Origin of the sequence: Bradyrhizobium sp. MOS003, from assembly GCF_003020125.1 — a bacterium.
Taxonomy (GTDB): Bacteria; Pseudomonadota; Alphaproteobacteria; order Rhizobiales; family Xanthobacteraceae; genus Bradyrhizobium.
In genome coordinates this window covers 84,008-104,808 of sequence record NZ_PYFW01000006.1, presented here as the reverse complement: position 1 = coordinate 104,808, position 20,801 = coordinate 84,008, and the positions used below count along the sequence as shown (strand labels likewise).

Annotated in this window: 21 protein-coding genes; 11 read left to right on the top strand and 10 right to left on the bottom strand. The window is 64.3% G+C overall.

Translation table 11 applies throughout. The features are described 5' to 3' along the window. Positions 1-124: 124 nt before the first annotated feature. The 4 genes from C7G42_RS24730 to C7G42_RS24715 all read left to right on the top strand — a co-directional run bounded on the left by C7G42_RS24730 (position 125) and on the right by C7G42_RS24715 (position 5,905). Entirely contained in the window at positions 125-1,480 is a 1,356-nt protein-coding gene (locus tag C7G42_RS24730; RefSeq protein WP_106951555.1) for a hypothetical protein, read from the top strand. Between the two features lie 62 nt (positions 1,481-1,542). Beyond that, positions 1,543-2,739 carry a methionine adenosyltransferase gene (metK, locus tag C7G42_RS24725; RefSeq protein ID WP_106951554.1) on the top strand — a complete coding sequence of 399 codons (1,197 nt, stop codon included), beginning with the start codon at positions 1,543-1,545 and terminating at the stop codon, positions 2,737-2,739. Between the two features lie 123 nt (positions 2,740-2,862). Further along, a complete protein-coding gene (gene ahcY, locus C7G42_RS24720; protein WP_106951553.1) occupies positions 2,863-4,284 on the top strand; it encodes an adenosylhomocysteinase in 1,422 nt (473 codons plus the stop codon). Positions 4,285-4,444: 160 nt separating this feature from the next. Further along, entirely contained in the window at positions 4,445-5,905 is a 1,461-nt protein-coding gene (locus tag C7G42_RS24715) for a flavin-containing monooxygenase (protein ID WP_106951552.1), read from the top strand. Between the two features lie 18 nt (positions 5,906-5,923). Here the strand turns inward: C7G42_RS24715 and C7G42_RS24710 are convergent, their stop codons facing one another. From C7G42_RS24710 to C7G42_RS24700, 3 genes are read right to left on the bottom strand one after another with little or no spacing between them, the layout of a single operon-like run. Beyond that, positions 5,924-7,165: a YbfB/YjiJ family MFS transporter gene (locus C7G42_RS24710; RefSeq protein WP_106951551.1), complete on the bottom strand. Its 1,242-nt coding sequence runs from the start codon at positions 7,163-7,165 to the stop codon at positions 5,924-5,926. A gap of 30 nt (positions 7,166-7,195) precedes the next feature. Continuing rightward, a complete protein-coding gene (locus tag C7G42_RS24705) occupies positions 7,196-7,429 on the bottom strand; it encodes a tautomerase family protein (protein ID WP_162308646.1) in 234 nt (77 codons plus the stop codon). Positions 7,430-7,445: 16 nt separating this feature from the next. Continuing rightward, positions 7,446-8,156 (bottom strand): SDR family NAD(P)-dependent oxidoreductase, encoded by a 711-nt coding sequence (locus C7G42_RS24700; protein ID WP_106951550.1) that lies wholly within the window; start codon positions 8,154-8,156, stop codon positions 7,446-7,448. A gap of 210 nt (positions 8,157-8,366) precedes the next feature. On the opposite strand from C7G42_RS24700, the gene C7G42_RS24695 reads away from it, so the two are divergent. The 3 genes from C7G42_RS24695 to C7G42_RS24690 all read left to right on the top strand — a co-directional run bounded on the left by C7G42_RS24695 (position 8,367) and on the right by C7G42_RS24690 (position 10,664). Beyond that, positions 8,367-9,290: a LysR family transcriptional regulator gene (locus C7G42_RS24695; protein ID WP_106951549.1), complete on the top strand. Its 924-nt coding sequence runs from the start codon at positions 8,367-8,369 to the stop codon at positions 9,288-9,290. 144 nt (positions 9,291-9,434) lie between these two features. After that, a complete protein-coding gene (locus C7G42_RS35450; protein WP_014493894.1) occupies positions 9,435-9,590 on the top strand; it encodes a hypothetical protein in 156 nt (51 codons plus the stop codon). Positions 9,591-9,734: 144 nt separating this feature from the next. Continuing rightward, entirely contained in the window at positions 9,735-10,664 is a 930-nt protein-coding gene (locus tag C7G42_RS24690) for an aspartyl/asparaginyl beta-hydroxylase domain-containing protein (RefSeq protein ID WP_106951548.1), read from the top strand. A gap of 119 nt (positions 10,665-10,783) precedes the next feature. Here C7G42_RS24690 and C7G42_RS24685 read toward each other — a convergent pair whose 3' ends face one another. Then, positions 10,784-11,332 carry a Spy/CpxP family protein refolding chaperone gene (locus C7G42_RS24685; protein WP_106951738.1) on the bottom strand — a complete coding sequence of 183 codons (549 nt, stop codon included), beginning with the start codon at positions 11,330-11,332 and terminating at the stop codon, positions 10,784-10,786. A 132-nt stretch (positions 11,333-11,464) separates the two neighbouring features. Between C7G42_RS24685 and C7G42_RS24680 the strand changes: the two genes are divergently transcribed. Beyond that, positions 11,465-11,923 carry a YybH family protein gene (locus C7G42_RS24680; protein WP_199581142.1) on the top strand — a complete coding sequence of 153 codons (459 nt, stop codon included), beginning with the start codon at positions 11,465-11,467 and terminating at the stop codon, positions 11,921-11,923. Between the two features lie 64 nt (positions 11,924-11,987). Here the strand turns inward: C7G42_RS24680 and C7G42_RS24675 are convergent, their stop codons facing one another. The 3 genes from C7G42_RS24675 to galE form a co-directional block, all read right to left on the bottom strand. After that, entirely contained in the window at positions 11,988-12,689 is a 702-nt protein-coding gene (locus tag C7G42_RS24675) for a fumarylacetoacetate hydrolase family protein (RefSeq protein ID WP_106951546.1), read from the bottom strand. Between the two features lie 35 nt (positions 12,690-12,724). Then, the gene (locus C7G42_RS24670) at positions 12,725-14,527 is read right to left on the bottom strand and encodes an ABC transporter ATP-binding protein (protein ID WP_106951545.1); all 1,803 of its coding nucleotides are present in this window, start codon (positions 14,525-14,527) and stop codon (positions 12,725-12,727) included. A 118-nt stretch (positions 14,528-14,645) separates the two neighbouring features. Then, the gene (gene galE / locus C7G42_RS24665) at positions 14,646-15,659 is read right to left on the bottom strand and encodes a UDP-glucose 4-epimerase GalE (protein ID WP_094891531.1); all 1,014 of its coding nucleotides are present in this window, start codon (positions 15,657-15,659) and stop codon (positions 14,646-14,648) included. Between the two features lie 126 nt (positions 15,660-15,785). On the opposite strand from galE, the gene C7G42_RS24660 reads away from it, so the two are divergent. Then, entirely contained in the window at positions 15,786-16,823 is a 1,038-nt protein-coding gene (locus C7G42_RS24660; protein ID WP_106951544.1) for a glycosyltransferase family 4 protein, read from the top strand. 212 nt (positions 16,824-17,035) lie between these two features. On the opposite strand, the gene C7G42_RS24655 is transcribed toward C7G42_RS24660, so the two are convergent. Together C7G42_RS24655 and C7G42_RS24650 are read right to left on the bottom strand one after the other, a co-directional pair. Continuing rightward, on the bottom strand, positions 17,036-17,524 hold the full coding sequence (locus tag C7G42_RS24655; RefSeq protein WP_106951543.1) for a DUF3429 domain-containing protein: 489 nt from the start codon (positions 17,522-17,524) through the stop codon (positions 17,036-17,038). 35 nt (positions 17,525-17,559) lie between these two features. After that, positions 17,560-18,111: a hypothetical protein gene (locus C7G42_RS24650; RefSeq protein ID WP_106951737.1), complete on the bottom strand. Its 552-nt coding sequence runs from the start codon at positions 18,109-18,111 to the stop codon at positions 17,560-17,562. Positions 18,112-18,358: 247 nt separating this feature from the next. On the opposite strand from C7G42_RS24650, the gene C7G42_RS24645 reads away from it, so the two are divergent. Continuing rightward, positions 18,359-18,523, top strand: a complete 165-nt coding sequence (locus tag C7G42_RS24645) for a DUF2256 domain-containing protein (protein WP_106951542.1) — start codon at positions 18,359-18,361, stop codon at positions 18,521-18,523. A gap of 2 nt (positions 18,524-18,525) precedes the next feature. Continuing rightward, entirely contained in the window at positions 18,526-19,302 is a 777-nt protein-coding gene (gene ubiG, locus C7G42_RS24640) for a bifunctional 2-polyprenyl-6-hydroxyphenol methylase/3-demethylubiquinol 3-O-methyltransferase UbiG (RefSeq protein WP_106951541.1), read from the top strand. 351 nt (positions 19,303-19,653) lie between these two features. Here ubiG and waaF read toward each other — a convergent pair whose 3' ends face one another. Continuing rightward, positions 19,654-20,733, bottom strand: a complete 1,080-nt coding sequence (gene waaF / locus C7G42_RS24630; protein ID WP_106951540.1) for a lipopolysaccharide heptosyltransferase II — start codon at positions 20,731-20,733, stop codon at positions 19,654-19,656. Positions 20,734-20,801 lie beyond the last annotated feature (68 nt).

The window sequence follows — 20,801 nt, the reverse complement described above, 5'->3', positions numbered from 1 at the left end:
CCGTGGGGGTTCACGGGCCGCGCCGCATAAGCAGACGAGGAAAAGGCAGGTAGCTGCTATTCCCTCAGTGGGCAGAATTTGCTAGGAGGCGGAGCCCAACTTTTCTGCCCACCGCGTCCCACTCATGAAAAATGACGAAATCCTCAGCCAGATCACGGAGTTCTGCCGTAAGGCGGACATGGCGGAATCGACGTTCGGCCGGCGGGCGGTGAACGATGGGAAGCTGGTCCATCGCCTGCGCGAGGGCAAGCGCATCACCATCGACACGCTGGACCGGATCCAGGCCTATATGGCGGCATCGATGGCCGGGGGTGTGCCGCCACCGCGGGGGCTTCAGGTGCCGCCCGAAAAGCGCGACCCGCGCGGCAATTTCCGTTTCTTCGAGAACCGCCAGAAATACCTGCTTTTCGTCCACACCTGCAGCGAAAAGCGGGTGGTCGCCGACAGGGTCGCGCTGGAGCTCGCCTCCATCCATCCGCGCCCACCGGCCCTGCGCCTGTTCGACGCCGGCGTCGGCGACGGCACGGTGCTGGCACGGGTGCTGCGCGCGACGCACCAGCGCTATCCCCACATGCCGTTCTACGTTGCCGGCAAGGAGCTCAGCCTGGAGGATCTGCGCCTGACGCTGGAGAAGGTGCCGGACCGCATTTTCGAGCATCCGGCGTCGGTGTTCGTCTTCACCAATATGTTCTACTCGGAGGCGCCCTGGCTGACGCCGGCATCGCCTGCGGCGGCGGCGGCGACCGTCTGGCACGAGGTGCCGCTGCGGGGCGCCTCGTCAGGCGAGTTCGAGCAGCAGATCGCCGAGCTCCGGCCCTTCCTGGAGCAGAACTGGCGTGCCGCGATCAGCCCGCGCACCGCGATGCCGCTGTACGAACGGCCCGTGGTCCTCGTGCTCTACCGCGAGGACCACCGATTCCTGCTGGATTCGACCATTCCGCGGCCGGGCCAGACCGAAGCCAATTTCGACCTCGTCATCGCGTCCCAGCCCTACCGGGCCCTGTCCTCGGTCAATTTCCGGGCCAAGCGGATCATCGCACCTCTGGCGCGGGCGCTTCGGCCGGGAGGGCGACTGATCGGAATCCACTCCCATGGCCAGGATCCGGGCATGGAAATGATCCAGGCGATCTGGCCCGGAGAAAATCCTTTCGCCGTGAGCCGTCATGAGCTATTGCGCGCCGTTAAGTATGAACTTGGTTCGTTGGGCCGCGACTTAAATTTTAATGCATATGCGGATAACCGCTCGATCTTCAGGTATGATATGGAAGCGCTGCCCAACGAGGTAACCGGCACCATCGGAACCTCGACGGCCTTTGCAGCGTGGAATGCGGCGGTGTATGTCGCTCAGATTGAGGACGACCGGTTGACAGAAATGACTCAAAACGGCCGCACTCTGGATGCCGCCAGGGACGTGCTGAGAAAGTACAACGGGCTCTGGTTTCTCGATGAATCCTACGTCATCTCGCGCCGGCGTGATTGACTTCATTCACAGGTAAATATCGCAAACGCCCGCCGGCTTAGTGGCGGAACAAGGGGTTACTGATGCGCGCGTCCTATCTCTTCACCAGCGAGTCCGTGTCCGAGGGTCATCCGGACAAGGTGTGCGACCGGATTTCCGACGAGATCGTCGATCTGTTCTACCGCGAAGGGCCGAAGGCCGGCATCGACCCCTGGCAGATCCGCGCCGCCTGCGAGACGCTCGCGACCACAAACAAGGTGGTGATCGCCGGTGAGACCCGCGGTCCGAAGTCGGTGACCAATGAGCAGATCGAGGGCGTCGTCCGCGGCGCGATCAAGGACATCGGCTACGAGCAGGAAGGCTTCCACTGGAAGACCTGCGACATCGAGATCCTCCTGCATCCGCAGTCGGCCGACATCGCCCAGGGCGTCGATGCGCTGCAGCCGGGCGAGGTCAAGGAAGAGGGCGCAGGCGACCAGGGCATCATGTTCGGTTACGCCACCAACGAGACGCCCGATCTGATGCCGGCGCCGATCTTCTACGCCCACAAGATCCTGCGCCTGATCTCCGAAGCCCGTCACTCCGGCAAGGAGAAGGTGCTCGGTCCGGACTCCAAGAGCCAGGTCACCGTGCAGTACGAGAACGGCAAGCCGGTCGGCGTGCGCGAGATCGTGGTCTCGCACCAGCATCTGATCGAGGACATCTCCTCCAAGCAGATCCGCGACATCGTCGAGCCCTATGTGCGCGAGGCGCTGCCGAAGGACTGGATCACGTCGAAGACCATCTGGCACATCAACCCGACCGGCAAGTTCTTCATCGGCGGTCCCGACGGCGACTCCGGCCTGACCGGCCGCAAGATCATCGTCGACACCTACGGTGGCGCGGCTCCCCATGGCGGCGGCGCGTTCTCAGGCAAGGATCCGACCAAGGTCGACCGCTCGGCGGCTTATGCCGCGCGCTACGTCGCCAAGAACATCGTTGCCGCCGGTCTTGCCGACCGCTGCACGCTGCAGCTCGCCTACGCCATCGGCGTGGCGCGTCCGCTGTCGATCTACATCGACACCCACGGCACCGGTAAGGTGCCGGAGGAGCAGCTCGAGAAGGCGGCGGCGCAGGCGATGGATCTGACGCCCCGTGGCATCCGCAGCCATCTCGACCTCAACCGCCCGATCTACGCGCGCACCTCGGCCTACGGCCATTTCGGCCGCACGCCCGACAACGAGGGCGGCTTCTCCTGGGAGAAGACCGACCTCGTCGAGCAGCTCAAGCGCGCGCTCTAAGTCATCTGCGTCGTTCCGGGGCGCCGCAACAGCGGCGATCCCGGAATCTCGAACTGCTGAATTCCGGGCTCGCTCGTTTCTCGAGCGTCCCGGAATGACGAGCCAAACAAACAGGAACCCACCATGAACGCGAAGCCCGGCTTCAACGATTACATCGTCAAGGACATTTCGCTCGCCGATTTCGGCCGCAAGGAGCTCTCGCTGGCAGAGACCGAGATGCCCGGCTTGATGGCCACCCGCGAGGAGTACGGCCCGAAGCAGCCGCTGAAGGGCGCGCGCATCGCCGGCTCGTTGCACATGACGATCCAGACCGGCGTGCTGATCGAGACGCTGGCAGCCCTCGGCGCCGACATTCGCTGGGTCTCCTGCAACATCTATTCGACGCAGGACCACGCGGCGGCGGCGATCGCGGCCGCCGGCATTCCGGTGTTTGCCGTCAAGGGCGAGACGCTGGCCGAGTACTGGGACTACACCGCAAAGCTGTTCGACTGGCACGGCGGCGGTCACCCGAACATGATTCTCGACGACGGCGGTGACGCCACCATGTACGTCCATCTCGGCCTGCGCGCCGAGAAGGGCGATACCGCCTTCCTCGACAAGCCCGGTTCGGAGGAAGAGGAAGTCTTCTTCGCGCTGCTGAAGAAGCAGCTCAAGGAGAAGCCGAAGGGCTACTTCGCCGCGATTGCCGGGAGCATCAAGGGCGTTTCCGAAGAGACCACCACGGGCGTGCATCGTCTCTATGACATGCAGAAGGCCGGTACGCTGCTGTGGCCCGCCATCAACGTCAACGACAGCGTCACCAAGTCGAAGTTCGACAACCTCTATGGCTGCCGTGAATCGCTGGTCGACGGCATCCGCCGCGGCACCGACGTGATGATGTCGGGCAAGGTCGCGATGGTCGCCGGCTTCGGTGACGTCGGCAAGGGTTCGGCCGCCTCGTTGCGCCAGGCCGGCTGCCGCGTGATGGTGTCGGAAGTCGATCCGATCTGCGCGCTGCAGGCTGCGATGGAAGGCTACGAAGTCGTGACCATGGAAGACGCGGCTCCCCGTGCCGACATCTTCGTCACCGCCACCGGCAACAAGGACATCATCACCATCGAGCACATGCGCGCGATGAAGGATCGCGCCATCGTCTGCAACATCGGTCACTTCGACAACGAGATCCAGATCGCGGGTCTGCGTAACCTGAAGTGGACCAACATCAAGCCGCAGGTCGACGAGATCGAATTCCCCGACAAGCACCGCATCATCATGCTGTCGGAGGGCCGCCTCGTGAACCTCGGCAACGCGATGGGCCATCCGTCCTTCGTGATGTCGGCGTCCTTCACCAACCAGACGCTGGCGCAGATCGAGCTTTACGCCAACAACAAGGATGGCAAGTACAAGAAGGAAGTCTACGTGCTGCCGAAGTCACTCGACGAGAAGGTCGCGCGCCTGCATCTCGCCAAGATCGGCGTCAAGCTCACCGAGCTCCGCAAGGACCAGGCCGACTACATCGGCGTGAAGCAGGAAGGTCCGTACAAGTCGGACCACTACCGGTACTGATCTGCTGGTCCGATCGGACATCGACGCGAAGCCCCGGGAGCAATCCGGGGCTTCATCGTTTCGGCGCATGGAATTCAACTCGCTTTGCAGTTGCTGCACGCTGATTGCCAATTGACGGCCAGCAGCGACGGGCGGACAATCCGCACCGGCGGAGGAAACCATGCAACAAGAACATTTCGACGTCCTCATCGTCGGTGCCGGGCTGTCCGGCATCGGTGCGGGCTATCATCTTCAGAGCAAGTGCCCCACCAAGAGCTACGTGATCCTCGAGGGGCGCGACTGCATCGGCGGCACCTGGGACCTGTTTCGCTATCCCGGCATCCGCTCGGACAGCGACATGTTCACGCTCGGCTATTCCTTCAAGCCGTGGACCGATCCGAAGGCCATCGCCGACGGTTCGCAGATCCTGAACTATGTGCGCGAGACCGCGGCCGAGAACGACATCGAGAAGCACATCCGCTTCCGTCATCGCGTCAAGGGCGCTTCGTGGTCGACGCCGGACGCACGCTGGACCATCGAGGCCGAGCGCATCACGGGGGAGGGCGCGACCGAGCCGGTGCGCTTCACCTGCAATTTCCTGTTCATGTGCTCGGGCTATTACAGATACGAGGCGGGCTACACGCCGGAGTTCAAGGGCTCCGCCGATTTCGCCGGCCGCGTCGTCCATCCGCAGAAATGGACTGAGGATATCGACTACGCGGGCAAGCGCGTCGTGGTGATCGGCTCGGGCGCGACCGCGGTGACGCTGGTGCCGGAGCTCGCCAAGAAGGCAGCGCAGGTCACCATGCTGCAGCGCTCACCGACCTATGTGGTGTCGCGCCCGGCGCAGGATCCCGTCGCCAACAAGATCCGCCGTAATCTGCCGACGCGGCTTGCTTATCATGTCATCCGCTGGCGCAACGTGATGTGGGGAATGTTCTTCTTCCAGCTCAGCCGGCGCCGTCCTGCGAAGGTCAAGGAGCTGGTCCTCAAGGGCGTACAGATGGCGCTCGGCCCGGATTACGACGTCGCCACCCATTTCACGCCGCGCTACAATCCCTGGGATCAGCGGCTGTGCCTGGTGCCTGACGGCGATCTGTTCAAGGCGATCCGCGAGCAGCGCGCCTCCGTCGTGACCAATGAGATCGACACATTTACCCGCGATGGTATCCGTCTCAAGGATGGCTGCGAACTTCCCGCCGACATCATCGTCACCGCGACGGGCCTGGTGCTCCAGGTCGTCGGCGGTCTCGACGTCAGTGTCGACGGCCGTGCCGTCGATTTCGCCAATACGCTGACCTACAAGGGCATGATGTACGCCGACGTGCCCAACATGGCCTCGGCGTTCGGCTACACCAATGCGTCCTGGACGCTGAAATGTGACCTCACCTGCGAATATGTCTGCCGGCTCATCAACTACATGGACCGGCACAATTTCCGCCAGTGCATGCCGCATAATGGCGACCCGGAGATCACGGCACAGCCGTCGCTGGATTTCACCTCTGGCTATGTGCAGCGCTCGGTCGCCAAGATGCCGAAGCAGGGCTCGAAGCAGCCGTGGCGGCTGTACCAGAACTACGCGCTCGACACCGTCTCCTTGCGGTTCGGCCGGATCGACGACGGCGTGATGCGATATTCCTGATCACGCCGCGGGCTGCATCTATGCCTTGCGCGTAGTGAGCGCGAGGCCAAGGTCGATCGCGAGTGCCAGCACCACCGCCGCGCCGCCGAGTCCGAACAGGACCAGATAGTCGGCACCGGTCTGCGCATAGATCCAGGAGAACCCGTAGGCCGCTGCCGCCTGGAACAGCGCAAAGCTCGTCGTGGCGTGGCTCCAGCTCGCGCGCTGTTGTTCGGCCGAATGCGGCACGAGTTCGTGGATGCGCCCGAGCACCAGGGGCACGATGCCCGGCGTGAAGCCGCCGACCACAACACTCGACACAATCAGCGAAACCGGCGCGGCGCTGACGGTCGGCAGCAGCACAGCGGCCGCCTCGATCAGGAAGGCCGCGCGCAACGCCGGTCCAAACCCGGACCGGTCACCGAGATGGCCGGTGACGAGCGGACCGATGATCGCGCCAAGGCCGTAAAGCACCCAGTAGTGCGATCCCGCGGCAATTCCCTGACCAAGGCCGCGCGCCACGAAGTCGACGATGAAAACCATGTGCGGCACCAGCGCCACCGCGTTGAGACCGTACTGGACCAGCAGCGCACGGGCGGCGGGCGAGGCTCGATGGGGCTTTGCCTGATGCGAAGGAGCCGTATTGCCCTTGGCGTCAGCAGGCCAGTTCCACCAGCTCGCGAGCGTGAGGACGGCCGAGAGCGCGCCGAGGCCATACCAGCTCTGCTGCAGGCCCTGTTGCAGCAAGAGCGGCACCAGCGTGCCCGATGCTGCGACGCCGAGGCCGACGCCGGCAAAGATCACGCCGCCGACGATGCCCCGCCGTGCGGGTGAGGTGTGCGGCAGAATGACGGAAGCCGCCAGCACCATGATGATGCCGCCGGTGAGACCTGACAGAAAGCGCCAGGCGAAGAACCAGGTGAACGACACCGGCGATGAGCTGGCGAAGAAAGAGAGGGTCGCCAGCAGCATCATCGCTCGCAGCGCAGGGACCGCGCCGATGCGCGAAGCGACAGCCCGCGCGGCGAGCGCGCCGGCGAGATAGCCGGCAAGGTTCGCCGCACCGAGATAGACGACATCTGATGCGCTGAACCATTTTGCCGCGATCAGGGCCGGGATCAGGGGTGTATAGGAAAAGCGGGCGAGGCCAAGGCCGACCAGTGATGCGGACAATCCTGCGACGGCATATCGCCAGGTCCTTTGGGACGTTGACCCTGAGTCTGATCCCGGCTGCGGGTGCAGCCGGGTCTCGACCTGTTGCTTCATATCTGCGTTGGTCATTTCATCCTCCTGCGCTCAATGGCGCGCGCATCATCCGGTCTGGGCGCGGCGACGCCGGAATTCCGGCACGGGCAGGCCGCCCCAGCCCCAATTGTCCAGGTCGACTTCCTCGATCACGACGAAGGTGGAATCGAGCGGCTTGCCGAGCACGTCGAGCAGCAGCTGGCTGGATCCCTTGATCAGGGCGGCCTTTTCCTCCGCGGTGATCGACGCCGCTCCCGGCGTCGTTCCCTCGCGGGTCACTTGAATGGTGACGATGGGCATCGTGTTTATCCTCGGCTCAGTGGCCGGCGCTCTGGCCGCCGTCGACATGCAGGATCTCGCCGGTGACGAAAGAAGCACCCTCGAGATAGAGCACGGCATCGACGATGTCAGACATCTCGCCCATATGGCCGACCGGGTGCAGTGCGCTGAGCTGGGCATGCGTTTCGAGCGGATGCATCGGCGACTTGATGATGCCGGGAGACACCGCGTTGACGCGGATGCCGCGCTTGGCATATTCGATCGCGAGCGACTTGGTCGCGGCGCTCAGTCCGCCCTTGCTCAGCGAGGCCAGCACCGAGGGCACGTTCGAGTTCGCCTGATCGACCAGCGTGGTGGTGATCTGGACGACGTGGCCAGAACCCTGCTTCTCCATCTCGGCGATGGCGAGCTGCGTGACGTTGAAGAAACCTGCGACATTGGTCCCCATCACCGCCGCATAGTCTTCGGCCGTGTACTGCGTGAACGGCTTTGCGACGAAGATGCCGGCATTGTTCACCAGCGTGTCGACCCGGCCGAAGCGGGCGACGGCTTGCGAGACCACGCGTTCAGCGGTGGCTCTATCCGAGATGTCGCCGGGAACGGCGAGAACATCGTCGTCGTCCGACGGCCTGATCGAGCGGGCCGTTGCCACGACGCGGTAGTTGCGATCGCGAAAGCCCTTCACCAGGGCGGCGCCGATGCCCTGCGATGCTCCGGTGATGATGGCGACCTTCTGTTCGATACCCATGACGGGCTCCTGTTGTTGGCTTAAAAACCTGAGCCAGCACCGGCTGGCCTTGTGTGTGAGGTACGCTCCAGTGGCCCGGCTGCGAATACACGTTGTCCGGCAGACACTGTTACGTGGCGCGAACGAATGCCGGATCTGGCCTGGCGGCGGTTGTCGCGGCGGAGACGAACGCCTAGCTTGTCACCGGAATTGATGGGGCGAGGGGAAGGCATGGATCGTCTGGATGCGATGAATGTGTTCGTCCTCGCGGTGGACGAGGGAAGCCTCGCGGCCGCAGGGCGCAAGCTCGGCCGCTCGCCGGCAGCGGTCAGCCGCGCCATCGCCTTCCTGGAAGAGCGGGTCGGCGCCGAGCTGCTTCACCGGACGACGCGATCGATCAAGCTGAGCGAGGAGGGCGAGCGCTATCTCGCGATCTGCCGCCGCGTACTCGCGGAACTGGAGGAGGCCGACGACATTGCCGCCGGACCGCGCACAGCGCCGCGCGGCCTGCTGACGATCACCGCCCCCGTTGTGTCGGGCGAAATGGTTCTGCGACCGATCCTCGATGCGTTTCTCGATGCCTATCCGACCGTGTCGGCAAAGCTCCTGCTGTTCGACCGTGCGGTCAACCTGATCGAGGAAGGCGTCGATGTTGCGCTCCGCATCGGGCCGCTCGCGGATTCAGCGATGGTGGCGATGCGGGTCGGCGAGATCAGCCGCGTCGTCGTGGCGGCGCCGCGCTATCTCAAGCAGCACCCGCGCATCACCGAGCCCGGCGATCTTGCCAAGCATCAGATCGTGGCGATGGCGCATCTTCCGAACTCCTGGACCTTTGTGCCGCAGGCCGGCTCGTCGGCGGCCCGGACGGTGCAGTTTACTCCGCGTCTTGTCGTCAACAGCACCTATGCGGCGGTGGCCTCCGCCGTCGCCGGGCGCGGGGTGGCGCGGATGTATTCCTACCAGGTGGCGGAGCAGGTCGCGCGCGGCGAGCTCGAGATCGTGCTGGCCGGCGATGAGGATCCGGAGATGCCCGCGCATTTGATCTGCCCGCAGGGCAGGCTCTCGGTGCCCAAGGTGCGTGCCTTCGCCGACTTCGCGGCGCCGCGGCTGAAGAAGCAATTTGCCCAGCTCAAGAAGAGCATGGCTGCGCGATGAGCCGCTGCACTCTCGGCAATGCGTTGTTTTGCGTATACAGGCACCGGTCTGAATCAGCCATGCTGCCCGAACGGTTAACGCCGGATTAACCGGTGAGTCCTAGCCTGTCTTGGCCGGGTTACTCGCAAGGCCGAGGTGAGCCCAATGGAAGCCCAGAAGATCGCGGTCGACGCCGTCGTCGCGTTGACCGATTGCGACCGCGACGCCGTCATCGCCTTCATCCGCCGGCTCTATCTCGCCGGCGTCACGGATCCCAAGCGCCTGACCTTCAAGGGTCTCCAGGCGTTGTCCCGGGCGTGATTGAGCTCGTTTCGGCCGGTTTCAACCCGGATTCCGTACTGCCGCTCTCCTCAGCGTGATTGCAACCCAGCGGTGAATATATTGCCGCTTGGTCCCGGTCGAGGTAGATCACGTTCCCGGCTGGGTCAGTCGGGAACTGGGGAAATGTTGAAACAGCTTTTTGCGCCGCAACTCGTCATCCTTTACGTGCTGGCGGCCTCGACGATTTACGTTCACTTCCGCGGCAGGCAGCGGCTGCGCTTTGCGCGCCAGCTCGGCGATCACTCGACCTATCTCGCGCCCTACAATGTCCTGATGTATGCGGGCTCGGCGGTGCCGAACAAGCCGGTGATCCCGGTCGAGCAGTTTCCCGAGCTGAAACCCCTCAGCGAGAATTGGGAGACGATCCGCGACGAGGCCGTGCGTCTGTTCGACGAGGGCTTCATCCGCGCGGCTGCGAAGAACAACGACTGGGGCTTCTACTCGTTCTTCAAGAGCGGCTGGAAGCGGTTTTACCTGAAATGGTACGACGACTTCCTGCCGTCGGCGAACACGCTGTGTCCGAAGACGGTGGAGCTACTCAAGTCGATCCCGAGCGTGCATGGCGCGATGTTCGCGATGCTGCCGCCGGGCGGCAAGCTCGGCGCGCACCGCGATCCCTTTGCCGGCTCGCTGCGCTATCACCTCGGCCTCGTCACGCCGAACTCGAACAAGTGCCGCATCCTGGTCGACGGCGTCGAATGCGTCTGGCGCGACGGCGAGGCCTTCATGTTCGACGAGACCTTCATCCACAGCGCCGAGAACGCCACCGACGTCAACCGCATCATCCTGTTCTGCGACGTCGAGCGCCCGATGAAGTACGGCTTCATGACCGCGATCAACCGCTGGGTCAGCCATCACATCGTCAAGGCGTCGGCGACCCAGAACGTCGAGGGCGAGAATGTCGGCGTGCTCAACAAGGTGTTCGGCAAGCTCTACGAGATCCACCTCGCCAGCCGCAAGGTCAAGGCATGGAACCGCATCGTCTACTACACGCTGAAATATTCGCTGACGGCGCTGATCCTCGGCCTCATCGTGTGGTCGGCGTTAAGTTGAATCTGAACGCGCCGGGCGGCCAGCGAAGCATTGTCCGCCCTTGCGTCATTTCGTGAGGGGATTGCGGCTCTGCCGTGATCGTCCGATCCTGGCGACGCCGGACCAGACGGCGGGCCCGCCTAGTGATGGTGCTTGTGACCTGCGGGGGTGTCGGGGCCCGGGTTCTGATAGCCGCGCAGTTCCGCGTATCGCTGCATCTGGCCGGGTGCCAGCAATGCCGCTGTCGCCAGATGGTACTTGAGGTGGCTCTCACGGAGCTTCCCCTGCGTTGCAGCGATGGCCGCGATGCTCGTCTTGAGCGATTCCGACGTGACCGCTCGGGAAGAGAACAGGTCTTCAAGCGCTCTCTCTTGATCGACAAGCTTGCTGCCCAGCGGCACGGTTTCCTGCTTCATGGCATCGAACAGCCGCCGGACCTCGACGCGTTGATCGGCGGTCAAGTCGAGACGATCACCGAGCTCGAGCACGTGGCTGGGACCGGGATATCCATTGAGCTCGGCGGCGAGAGCCAGACCCATCCCGCGTCCGGCGCGGAGGTCGTCGACCTGCTGCTGCGACAGCGTCTTGATCGACCGTCCTTCGAGCCCAGCATAGGGTTGACTGGACTGTGCGCTGGCTGCGTTGCTGGTGAGGAGGAGAAAGGTCGGTAGCAAAAGCAGACATTTCATGAATCTTGGCTCCATCGGACCCGGTGCTGATCTTACCTTATCGCGATCAGCAATCTCGAACGCCAATCTTGCTGGACAGCCCGGCTCGTGGCAACAAAGATTGCCGTGATGGAGTTGCAGGATCTGGAGCAAGTGATGTCCTTGCCGACCGCGAAGAGCGAGATCATGGATTTTTTCCGCCGATGGCTGGAGACCTTCGCGGGCTATGTCCGCGAGGTCGATTACGCCTCGGCACGGCCGCTCTTCCATCCGGACGTGCTCGCCTTCGGCACCCACAACGACGTCATCCCTGGTCTCGACCGATGGGTCTCGACGCAGTGGGATAACGTCTGGCCGAAGACCACCGACTTCCGTTTCGTGCTCGATCAGACTTCCGTTCTGGCATCCCCCGACGGCACGATGGCAACCGTGATCGCGCCGTGGACCAGCACGGGCTATCACCCCGATGGCAGCGCCTTTGCGCGCCCCGGCCGGGCCACGATGGTGTTTTCAAGAGAGGGTGACAGATGGCTCTGCGTGCACTCGCACATGTCGCTCAATCGCGGTGTGCCGCAGGCGAGCCATGCGAATCGGCCGGTGAAGGCCTGGTAGATGCGATCGGAACTAAAAGGCCCCGGACATGTCCGGGGCCTTTTGCTTTGAAATGTCGCTCAGCCTATTCCGGCTGGCCGATGCTGACCTTCAGCGTGCCGACACCGTCGACGCCGCATTCGAGCTTGTCGCCGGGCTGGAGCTGGGAGACGCCGGCGGGCGTGCCCGTCATGATGATGTCGCCGGCGGCGAGCTTCACCTGCTGCGAGAGCTGCCAGATGATCTCCGGCACGTTCCAGATCAACTCGGTCAGGTCGCCCTTCTGAGCCTCCTTGCCGTTGACCGTGAGCCAGATCTTGCCCTTGGCGGGATGGCCGATCTTGGAGGCCGGCTGAATCGCGGAGCACGGAGCGGAGCCGTCGAACGACTTGCCGATCTCCCAGGGGCGCTCCTTCTTGCGCGAGGCGATCTGGAGGTCGCGGCGGGTGAGGTCGATGCCGACGGCATAGCCGTAGACGTGATCCAGCGCCTTGTCGGCGGGGATGTTGAGCCCGCCGCTCTTCATCGCGACGATCAGCTCGACCTCGTGATGCAAATCCTTGGTCAGTGGCGGATAGGGAATGATGGCGCCATCGGGCACCAGCATATCAGCGTGCTTGGCGAAGAAGAACGGCGGGGCACGCTCGTCATTGCCCATCTCGCGGATGTGCTCGAGATAGTTGCGGCCGACGCACCAGATGCGACGCACCGGATAGCGCCCGTTTTCGCCGACGACGGGAAGCGAAGCCTGGGGTGGAAGCGGGATGACGTAGGAGGCGGCGTTCATGCGGGTCTCGCGGCTCTTGAGGTTGACAGGGAACTCTATGCGGTTGCGCTGATCGGCGCCAGAGCGCCGGCATCGTGATGTTGCAGGCGGAAGAACGAGGCATAGCGCCCGCCGCGACGGAGCAGCTCGTCATGCCGGCCCTGCTCGACGATTTCGCCACCTTCGATCACAAGGATGGCGTCGGCATGCATGATGGTGTGCAGGCGATGCGCGATCACGATGGTGGTGCGGTTCTGGCAGAGATGCTCGATCGCCTCCTGCACCTGCCGTTCGGATTCGGAATCGAGCGCGGCGGTGGCCTCGTCAAGCAGGATGATCGGCGCGTTCTTGAGCAGCGCGCGCGCCACGGCGATGCGCTGACGCTGTCCGCCTGACAGCTGCGTGCCGTGCTCGCCGACCGGCGTGTCGTAGCCGAGCGGGAAGCTCGTGATGAAATCATGCGCGCAGGCTGCCCTGGCGGCGTCGACGATTTCGTTCTCGGTCGCGCCCGGCTTGCCGAACGCGATGTTGTTCCGGATGGTGTCGCGGAACAGATAGACGTCCTGTCCGACATAGGCGGTCTGCGCCCGCAGCGATTTGCGAGAGATCGCACCGATCGACTGGCCGTCGATCACGATGTCGCCCTGCGTCACCTCGTAGAAGCGCAGCAGGAGCGCCAGCACCGTCGACTTGCCGCCGCCGGAAGGGCCGACCAGCGCGGTGACCTTGCCGGGCTCGGCCACGAAGCTCATGCGGTTGAGCACGGTCTCGTTGGCGCGATAGGAGAAGCTGACATCGCGCAGCTCGATCCGGGCCTCGGAGAGCTTCAGCGCCGGCTTGTCGTCGTCGGAGTGCTCGCTCGCCGGGCTGTCGACGACTTCGAGCAGCATGCGGGCGCCGACGAGCTGGCTGTTGAGGTCTATGTTCAGCCGCGCCAGCCGCTTGGCCGGCTCGGTTGCCATCAGGAAGGCGGTCATGAAGGAGAAGAACGCACCTGGCGTGGCGTTGAGCGCGACCACGCTGTAGCCGCCGTAGAGCAGGCAGCCGGCGACCGCGAAGCCGCCGAGCATCTCCATCAGCGGGTTGGAACGGTTGGCGACGCGCGCCATCTTGTTGGCGTTGCGCTCGACGATCGCGATGTTCTCGTCGATGCGCTTCTGCATGGTGTCTTCGAGCGTGAACGCCTTGACGGTGCGGATGCCCTGCAGCGATTCCTGCATCGTCTCCATGATGTCGGCGGTGCCAGTGAACTGGTTGAAAGCGAGACCCTTGATGCGTTTGACCAGCTTGCGCAGCACCAGCATCGCCGGCGGCACCACGACGAGGCCGATGAACGACATCACCGGGTCCTGCCACACCATCACGCCGATCATGGCGAGCAGCATCATGAGGTCGCGGCCGACCGCGTTGACCAACATGTTGAGGACGTCGGTGATCGATTTTGCTCCGGCCGTCAGCCGCGCCAGAAATTCGGACGAATGCCGTTCGGAGAAGAAGCCGACGCTCTCGCGCATCAACTTGGCGAACAGTTGCCGCTGGTTGGTGGCGAGTATGGCGTTACTGATCTTGGTCAGGATCACCATGTGGCCGTAGGTCGCCACGCCCTTGATGAAGAGCAGGATCACCGTGATGCCCGAGAACATTGCGATGCCCGGGATGTTCTTGTCGACATAAGCCTGGTTGATGACCTGGCCGAGCACGTAGGTCGCGCCCGCGGTCGATCCGGCGGCAAGCGCCATCAACGCGAAGGCGACGAGGTAGCGCCGCCAATAGACGACCCCCTGTTCCGTGACCAGGCGGCGAACCAGGACCATTGCCGCATAGGGATCGTCGGTGATTTTCTTTGGAAACTGGGCCATCCGGTGTCCATTGACGGCGCAGGACAAAGCCTGCCCGCGCGTCAGGGATCGAACGGCCTCTGTGCCCGCTCAAGCGGGGTTTTTCAAGCCCAATTAAGGGCTTGCGCTGGGGATGATTCTAGGCCGATGCGGCGTGGCGGAGCTCGCCATGGCGCTCGTGGAACAACTTGTCTTCCCACGCCAAGGCGTGCGCGGCGATGGTCTCGAGGTCGTCGTATTGCGGCTTCCAGTCGAGCAGGCCGCGGATGCGGCTGGTGTCGGCGACCATGGTCATGATGTCGCCGGGCCGGCGCGGGGCGTATTGCACGGCGAAGCTGCGGCCTGACACCCGCCGCACGGCGTCGATGGTCTCCAGCACCGAATAGCCGCGACCGTAGCCGCAATTGAGCGTCGTCGAGGCGCCCCCGTTGCGCAGGTACGCTAGCGCCGAACGATGCGCCTGTGAGAGGTCCGTGACGTGGATGAAGTCGCGGATGCAGCTGCCGTCGGGGGTCGGATAGTCGGTGCCGAACACGTCGATCTTGGCGCGCTGGCCGGTCGCAGCTTCCACCGCGATCTTGAGCAGATGTGTGGCGCCGGCGGTGGCAAGGCCGATGCGGGCCTGCGGATCGGCGCCGGCGACGTTGAAATAGCGCAGGGTGACGTACTGCATGCCGTAGGCGGCGGCGACGTCGTGCAGCATGATCTCGGTCATCAGCTTCGACGAGCCATAGGGCGACAGCGGCCGCGTCGGCGCGTGTTCGGGGACCGGCACCTGGTCCGGATTGCCGTAGACGGCGGCGGTCGAGGAGAAGATGAAGCGGTTGATGCCGCGTTTGACCGCGACGTTGAGCAGATTGCGCGCGGTCGTGAAATTGTTGCGGTAGTAGCCGAGCGGATCGCGCATCGAATCCGGCACGACGACGGAGCCGGCGAAATGGATGATGCTCTCGATGTTGTGCTGCGCGATCACGCCTTCGAGCAGGTTCTCGTCGCCGGCGTCCCCAATGAACAACGGCACGCCTTCGGGCAGATAAGCGGAGAAGCCGGTGGAGAGATCGTCGATCACGACGACGTCCTCGCCGGCTTCCGCCAGCGCGAGGACCGTATGACTTCCGATATAGCCGGCGCCGCCGGTGACTAGCACAGTCATGATCTCACCCGTCTTCGATCAACGCGCCAAGTTAACGTTTGCGCGGTGAAGAGGGGGTTTCGGCGTGGCTGAACTGGTCACTATGCTTAATGTTGCGTATAGGGGGCTTCCGAAACGGAGCGTGACGTGGCCAATCCCCCCGGCGATCTCGATGTGATCGTGCCAAATCTGCACAGGCGCTATTCCGGGGTCACCGCGACCAACCGGATGGTGGCGCCGCGGCTGGCGAAACTGTACCACGCCGCATGGTTCGGCTCGCACGCGCCGGCCGGGATCGCGCGCCTGAGCGTTGCCGATTTTCTGAAGCTGTGGCGCCGCAAGGCGCCGTTGATCTGGCATGCGCGGCGCAACAACGAGATGATCGCGGGCGTTGTGCTGCGTGCGATCGGCTGGCCGTTGAAGCTCGTGTTCACCTCGGCGGCGCAGCGGCACCATAGCTGGATCACGCGCTGGCTGATCCGGCGCATGGACGCGATCATCGCGACGTCAGATCTTTCGGCCTCGTTCCTGAAAGTGCAGGCGACGGTGATCCCGCATGGCGTCGACACCGACGTCTATGTGCCGCCGATCGATCGCGCGGCAGCGTTTAATGAGGCCGCGCTGCCGGGCCGTTACGCCATCGGCTGCTTCGGCCGCGTGCGCGCGCAGAAGGGCACCGATGTGTTCGTCGACGCGATGTGCCAACTGCTGCCGCGCTATCCCGATTTCACGGCCGTGATCGTTGGTCAGGTCACGGCCGAGCAGACATCCTTTGCCAATGACCTGAAAAAGCGCATCGAAGCAGCCGGCCTGCAATCGCGCATCGTCATCACCGGCGAGCTGCCGATCGAAGCGGTGCAGCGCTGGTATCAGCGGCTGACGATCTACGCCTTCACCTCACGCAACGAAGGTTTTGGCCTGACGCTAATCGAGGCAATGGCGGCGGGCAGCGCGCTCGTCGCCGCACGCGCCGGCGCGGCCGAGCTCGTGGTCGAGGATGGCGTGAGCGGCGTGCTGATCCCGACGGGGGATGCTGATGCGCTCGCTGCTGCGGTCGAGCCACTGATGCGGGACGTGGCCGCGGCGACGGCGATGGGCGAACGGGGACGGGCGCGGGTGCTCGCGAAGTTCAGCCTCGATGCCGAAGCGGCGCGGATCGGCGAGGTCTATCGGCCGCTGCTCTGAGCAGCGCTTTCAGGCGCCGATAACTAAAAACTGCGAAAACAACCCCATGCACAGTAGCCGGCCATAGCGGAATCAATGACTTGCGGGTCGGTGACGATGTTCTTCTGAGCAAGATGTTCTTCCGAGTATGCGAGAGCTGATTGACCTGTCGGGCAAAACAGCTCTCAGCTTTCATCATCGCAACATCATCAGCTCCGGCGAAACGAGGTATTTCACGGGCCGAACTCCGCCAAGATGAGGGCGGCGACGACGACCATCGTCAGCGGCTGGCGAAGCCTGCGATACCACGGCGGGACCAAACCCTCACGCGTCGACCGAATATCCAGCAGCAGATTTGCAGCGAAGGCGGCTGCCAACAGTGCGAGACCATATCGGGTATCGACCAGCAGCGACGCCCAGCCGACGAGCGAGGGAACGACACTGATGCCGAGCCGACCGGCATCTATGCCGTGATCCGTCCGCGAGATCGACCGGGTCATCGCGGCGCCCCAATGGATGCCGCCGAGGAAAGACAGGATCACGGCGCCGTAGGCCAGCAGTCCGTGCAGCGCGGCCGTCTTCAAGTCACCCTCGATTGCCTGGGAGGCGATCGAGAGCCCGACGAACGGCACCAGGCCCAATCCGCCGAGCCATGCTGCAGCGGTTGGAACCGGTGCGCGCCGCGGCCCGCCATCATGACCGTCAGTGAGAGATGTCGACATGCTGCCTCGCGCCGGGGATCCCAGTTGTCACGATCTCACGCCTCTCGCGCCGCCAGCACCGTCGAGCAGAGCAGGCCGATCAGCGCGATCAGGGCTGCCACGCTCATGCCGTTCAAGGCGACCAGCCTCGGATAGTCCGACGTCATCATCAGGGGGTGGCCGAGATGGGCATCGACGAAGAGATAGACGATGAATGGAAGCGTGGCGACGATTGCTGTTTTCAGGCGCTCGTCCGGCCGAAACAAAATCGTGCCCAGCAGCACACAGGGAAGCAGGAACAGCTCGACGCCCGACGATGCGCCGAACAGCTTGACGCATAAGACGGTGTTGCCGACGCCGGCCAGTGGAAGCAGCGCGCGGCCCGCAAGCGAATTCCTTTTCGCCAGGGCCGGGACGGCGAGGAAGAAAGGCGTCGAGAGCAGGCTGAGCCAGGCCGGCCATGCGGCCGTCCCCACGATCCAATGCAGATAGAGGGGATAGAAAGGCTGGTTGGATGCCACCACGAGCGCGATCTTGCCGGCGAGCGCCGACCGAGGGTCCGGATGATCCGCATAGCTGCCGATCCAAGCTGCAATGGTCTTGATCATCTGCCTTGGATCATCTCCTTGGGCGCGCCGGCTGATCTGATCTCCCCGCACGATTGCGTCCCCGTGGGCGAGGAAACGATCGCAAGCCGGATTCGGATCACAAGCGGCGCGGCGAAGGGCTGGGCGTCCTGATCCAAAAGCCGTGCAGAGTCGTTCAGGGAGAGAAAGTCTCGATCCGTGCGGGCACCCACGCTGGCTGCGAGCGCCAGCTGCGCAAACTGGTCTTTTCTCTCTGGGCAAGTCCTCCATGCCGAAGATGCGACGCAAATCGGACCTTCCGACCAAAATATGCGCCGTTTGCAAGCGATCGTTCGCTTGGCGGCGAAAATGGGCGCGGGACTGGCCAAGCGTGAAATTCTGTTCCGAACGGTGCCGCGGTAACGGGCGACGTGCTGCGCGCCAGGAAGGCTGACCATGCTGCGCAAGGACATGAAGACCGGCCTCGCGCCGAGCGTGGATCCTGACGAGATCGCGCGGTTCGAGGCCCTCGCCGAGGATTGGTGGAATCCCGACGGCCGCATGAAGCTGGTTCACAGCTTCAATGCGGCGCGCGTCGCGCACCTCAGCAACCGGCTTCCCGCGTTGATGGTGCGTGACCCCAGGCGAGAGCGGCCCCTCGACGGCTTGACCCTGCTCGACGTCGGTTGCGGCGCGGGTCTGGTGACGGAGCCGATGGCCCGTCTCGGCGCGCTTGCGCTCGGCATCGACGCCGCCGAGCGCAACGTCCGCGTGGCGACGATCCATGCGGACCAAGCCAGGTTGCCTATCGGCTACCGGCAGGCCGTTCCCGAGGAGCTGGTCGCCGAACGGCGGCAGTTCGACATCGTGCTGTCGCTCGAGGTCGTCGAGCACGTCGCCGACACTGACCGCTTCCTCGCCGCGACCGGCAGCCTGGTTGCGCCTGGCGGGCTGCTGGTGATCGGCACGTTGAACCGGACGCTGGTATCGTTCGTGAAGGCGATCATCGGCGCGGAATATGTTCTGGGCTGGCTGCCCCGTGGCACCCACGACTGGCGGCGCTTCATGCGGCCGGATGAGATCGCAGGCACGCTGGCTCCGCTCGGGTTCTCCGTCGTCGAGACCTGCGGTCTGGAGCTCGCTCCGATCCCCATGCGCTGGCATACGACCCGCTCGTGCAGCACCAACTATCTCCAGATCTATCGGCGGCGCGGTAAGCCGACAGCGGCATGATATGCCGTGCCACGCGCATCCTGCTGAGAATCGCTCCGGCCGCACCACCTCCACGTCGCTGACCGAGACCAGTCCTGCCTGCTTGGAGACGATGGCGAAGACGGCCTGCAGCAGGCCACCAAGGCGATCGATCGCGCCAAGCGGTTCTGGCGCGTCGCCTATGCGACGCGCATGTCATCCAGCTGGACATCGAGGCGTCAAACGGCGTGATCCGGTCATCGACACCGTGCTTCTGCCTCCGGCGCGCGGCAAGACTCAGCGCTGACGATCGACCGGAGACCACCCGCGCTGACGCAGGGTGGTCTCCGCGAGCTTTCGGTTAGGACTGTCCGCGCTTGGTGTCTCGGCTCGTCACGCGTGACCTGCTTCCGCCAGCACCCTCTGCGCAATCCCCACCACCTCGCTCGCTGCGATGTTCCGCATGCAGCGGTGGTCGTTCATCTTGCAGATCGTGCTCTGGCAGGGCTGGCAGGACAGCTTTTCCTTGTCCTGGACCACGGTTGCGGCAAGTCCGTTAAGGGGCGCCCAGAGATAGGGGCTGGTCGGGCCGAAGATGCCCATGGTGGGCGTGCCCAGCGCGGCGGCGATGTGCATGAGGCCGGAATCGTTGGAGATGGCGACGCCGGCGGCGGCCATGGCCAGCACGCCGTTGCGCAAGTCGTTGCCGGTGAGGTCGCGGACCCCCGGGCCGCCAGCGATCCCGGAGCCGCCGGCCGCGACGATCTCCTGGGCGAGGCCCTTCTCCCCGGGGCCACCGACTACCCAAGCCTCCAGCCCGCGCTCGACCAGGAGCCGGGCGGCCTCCGGATAGTAGGTCCAGCGCTTCGAGACGCCGACCGAGCCGGGCGCCAGCGCCACCGCGGCGCCGGCGCTGAGGCCGTTAGCCTGCCGCCACCGGACGATGTCCTCGACCGGGACCCGCAATTGCGGCATCGGCCATTCCGGAGGCAGGGGCGCGCCATCGGGCTGGGCGAGGGCGGCATTCTTGTCGATGAAGCGGGGCAGCTTCTTCTCGCCCCAGCGCCAGCGGTTGAGCAGGCCGAACCTGAACTCGCCGACGAAGCCGACCCGTTCAGGGATACCGGCCAGCGCCGGCGCGATGGCCGCCTTCCACGTCCGGGGCAGCACCAGGGCGGTGCCATAGTTTCGCTTGCGCAGGAGCTTTGCCAAGGCCAGTTGGCGTCCCAGGGCAAGCCGGCCGCGCGGCAGGTCCCAGACGATCCCCTCGCGCACGCCGGGCATATAATCGACCAGCGGGGCGCAAAGGGATGTGGTGAGGAGATCGACTGGCCGGTTCGGCCAGCGCTGCTTCAGGACGCGGACCACGGTGTGATTCCGCACGAAATCACCGATCCACATGTAGGGAATGATCAGGATCGGGCGTGTGTCGTCCCGATCGGCATCTCCACTAAATTGCGAATCTTTATTCATTTATTGATAGGGGCCGAGGCGAAACCGGTTATGGCCGTTCGGTAGCCGCTCCGGGCCGGCAGGTAAAG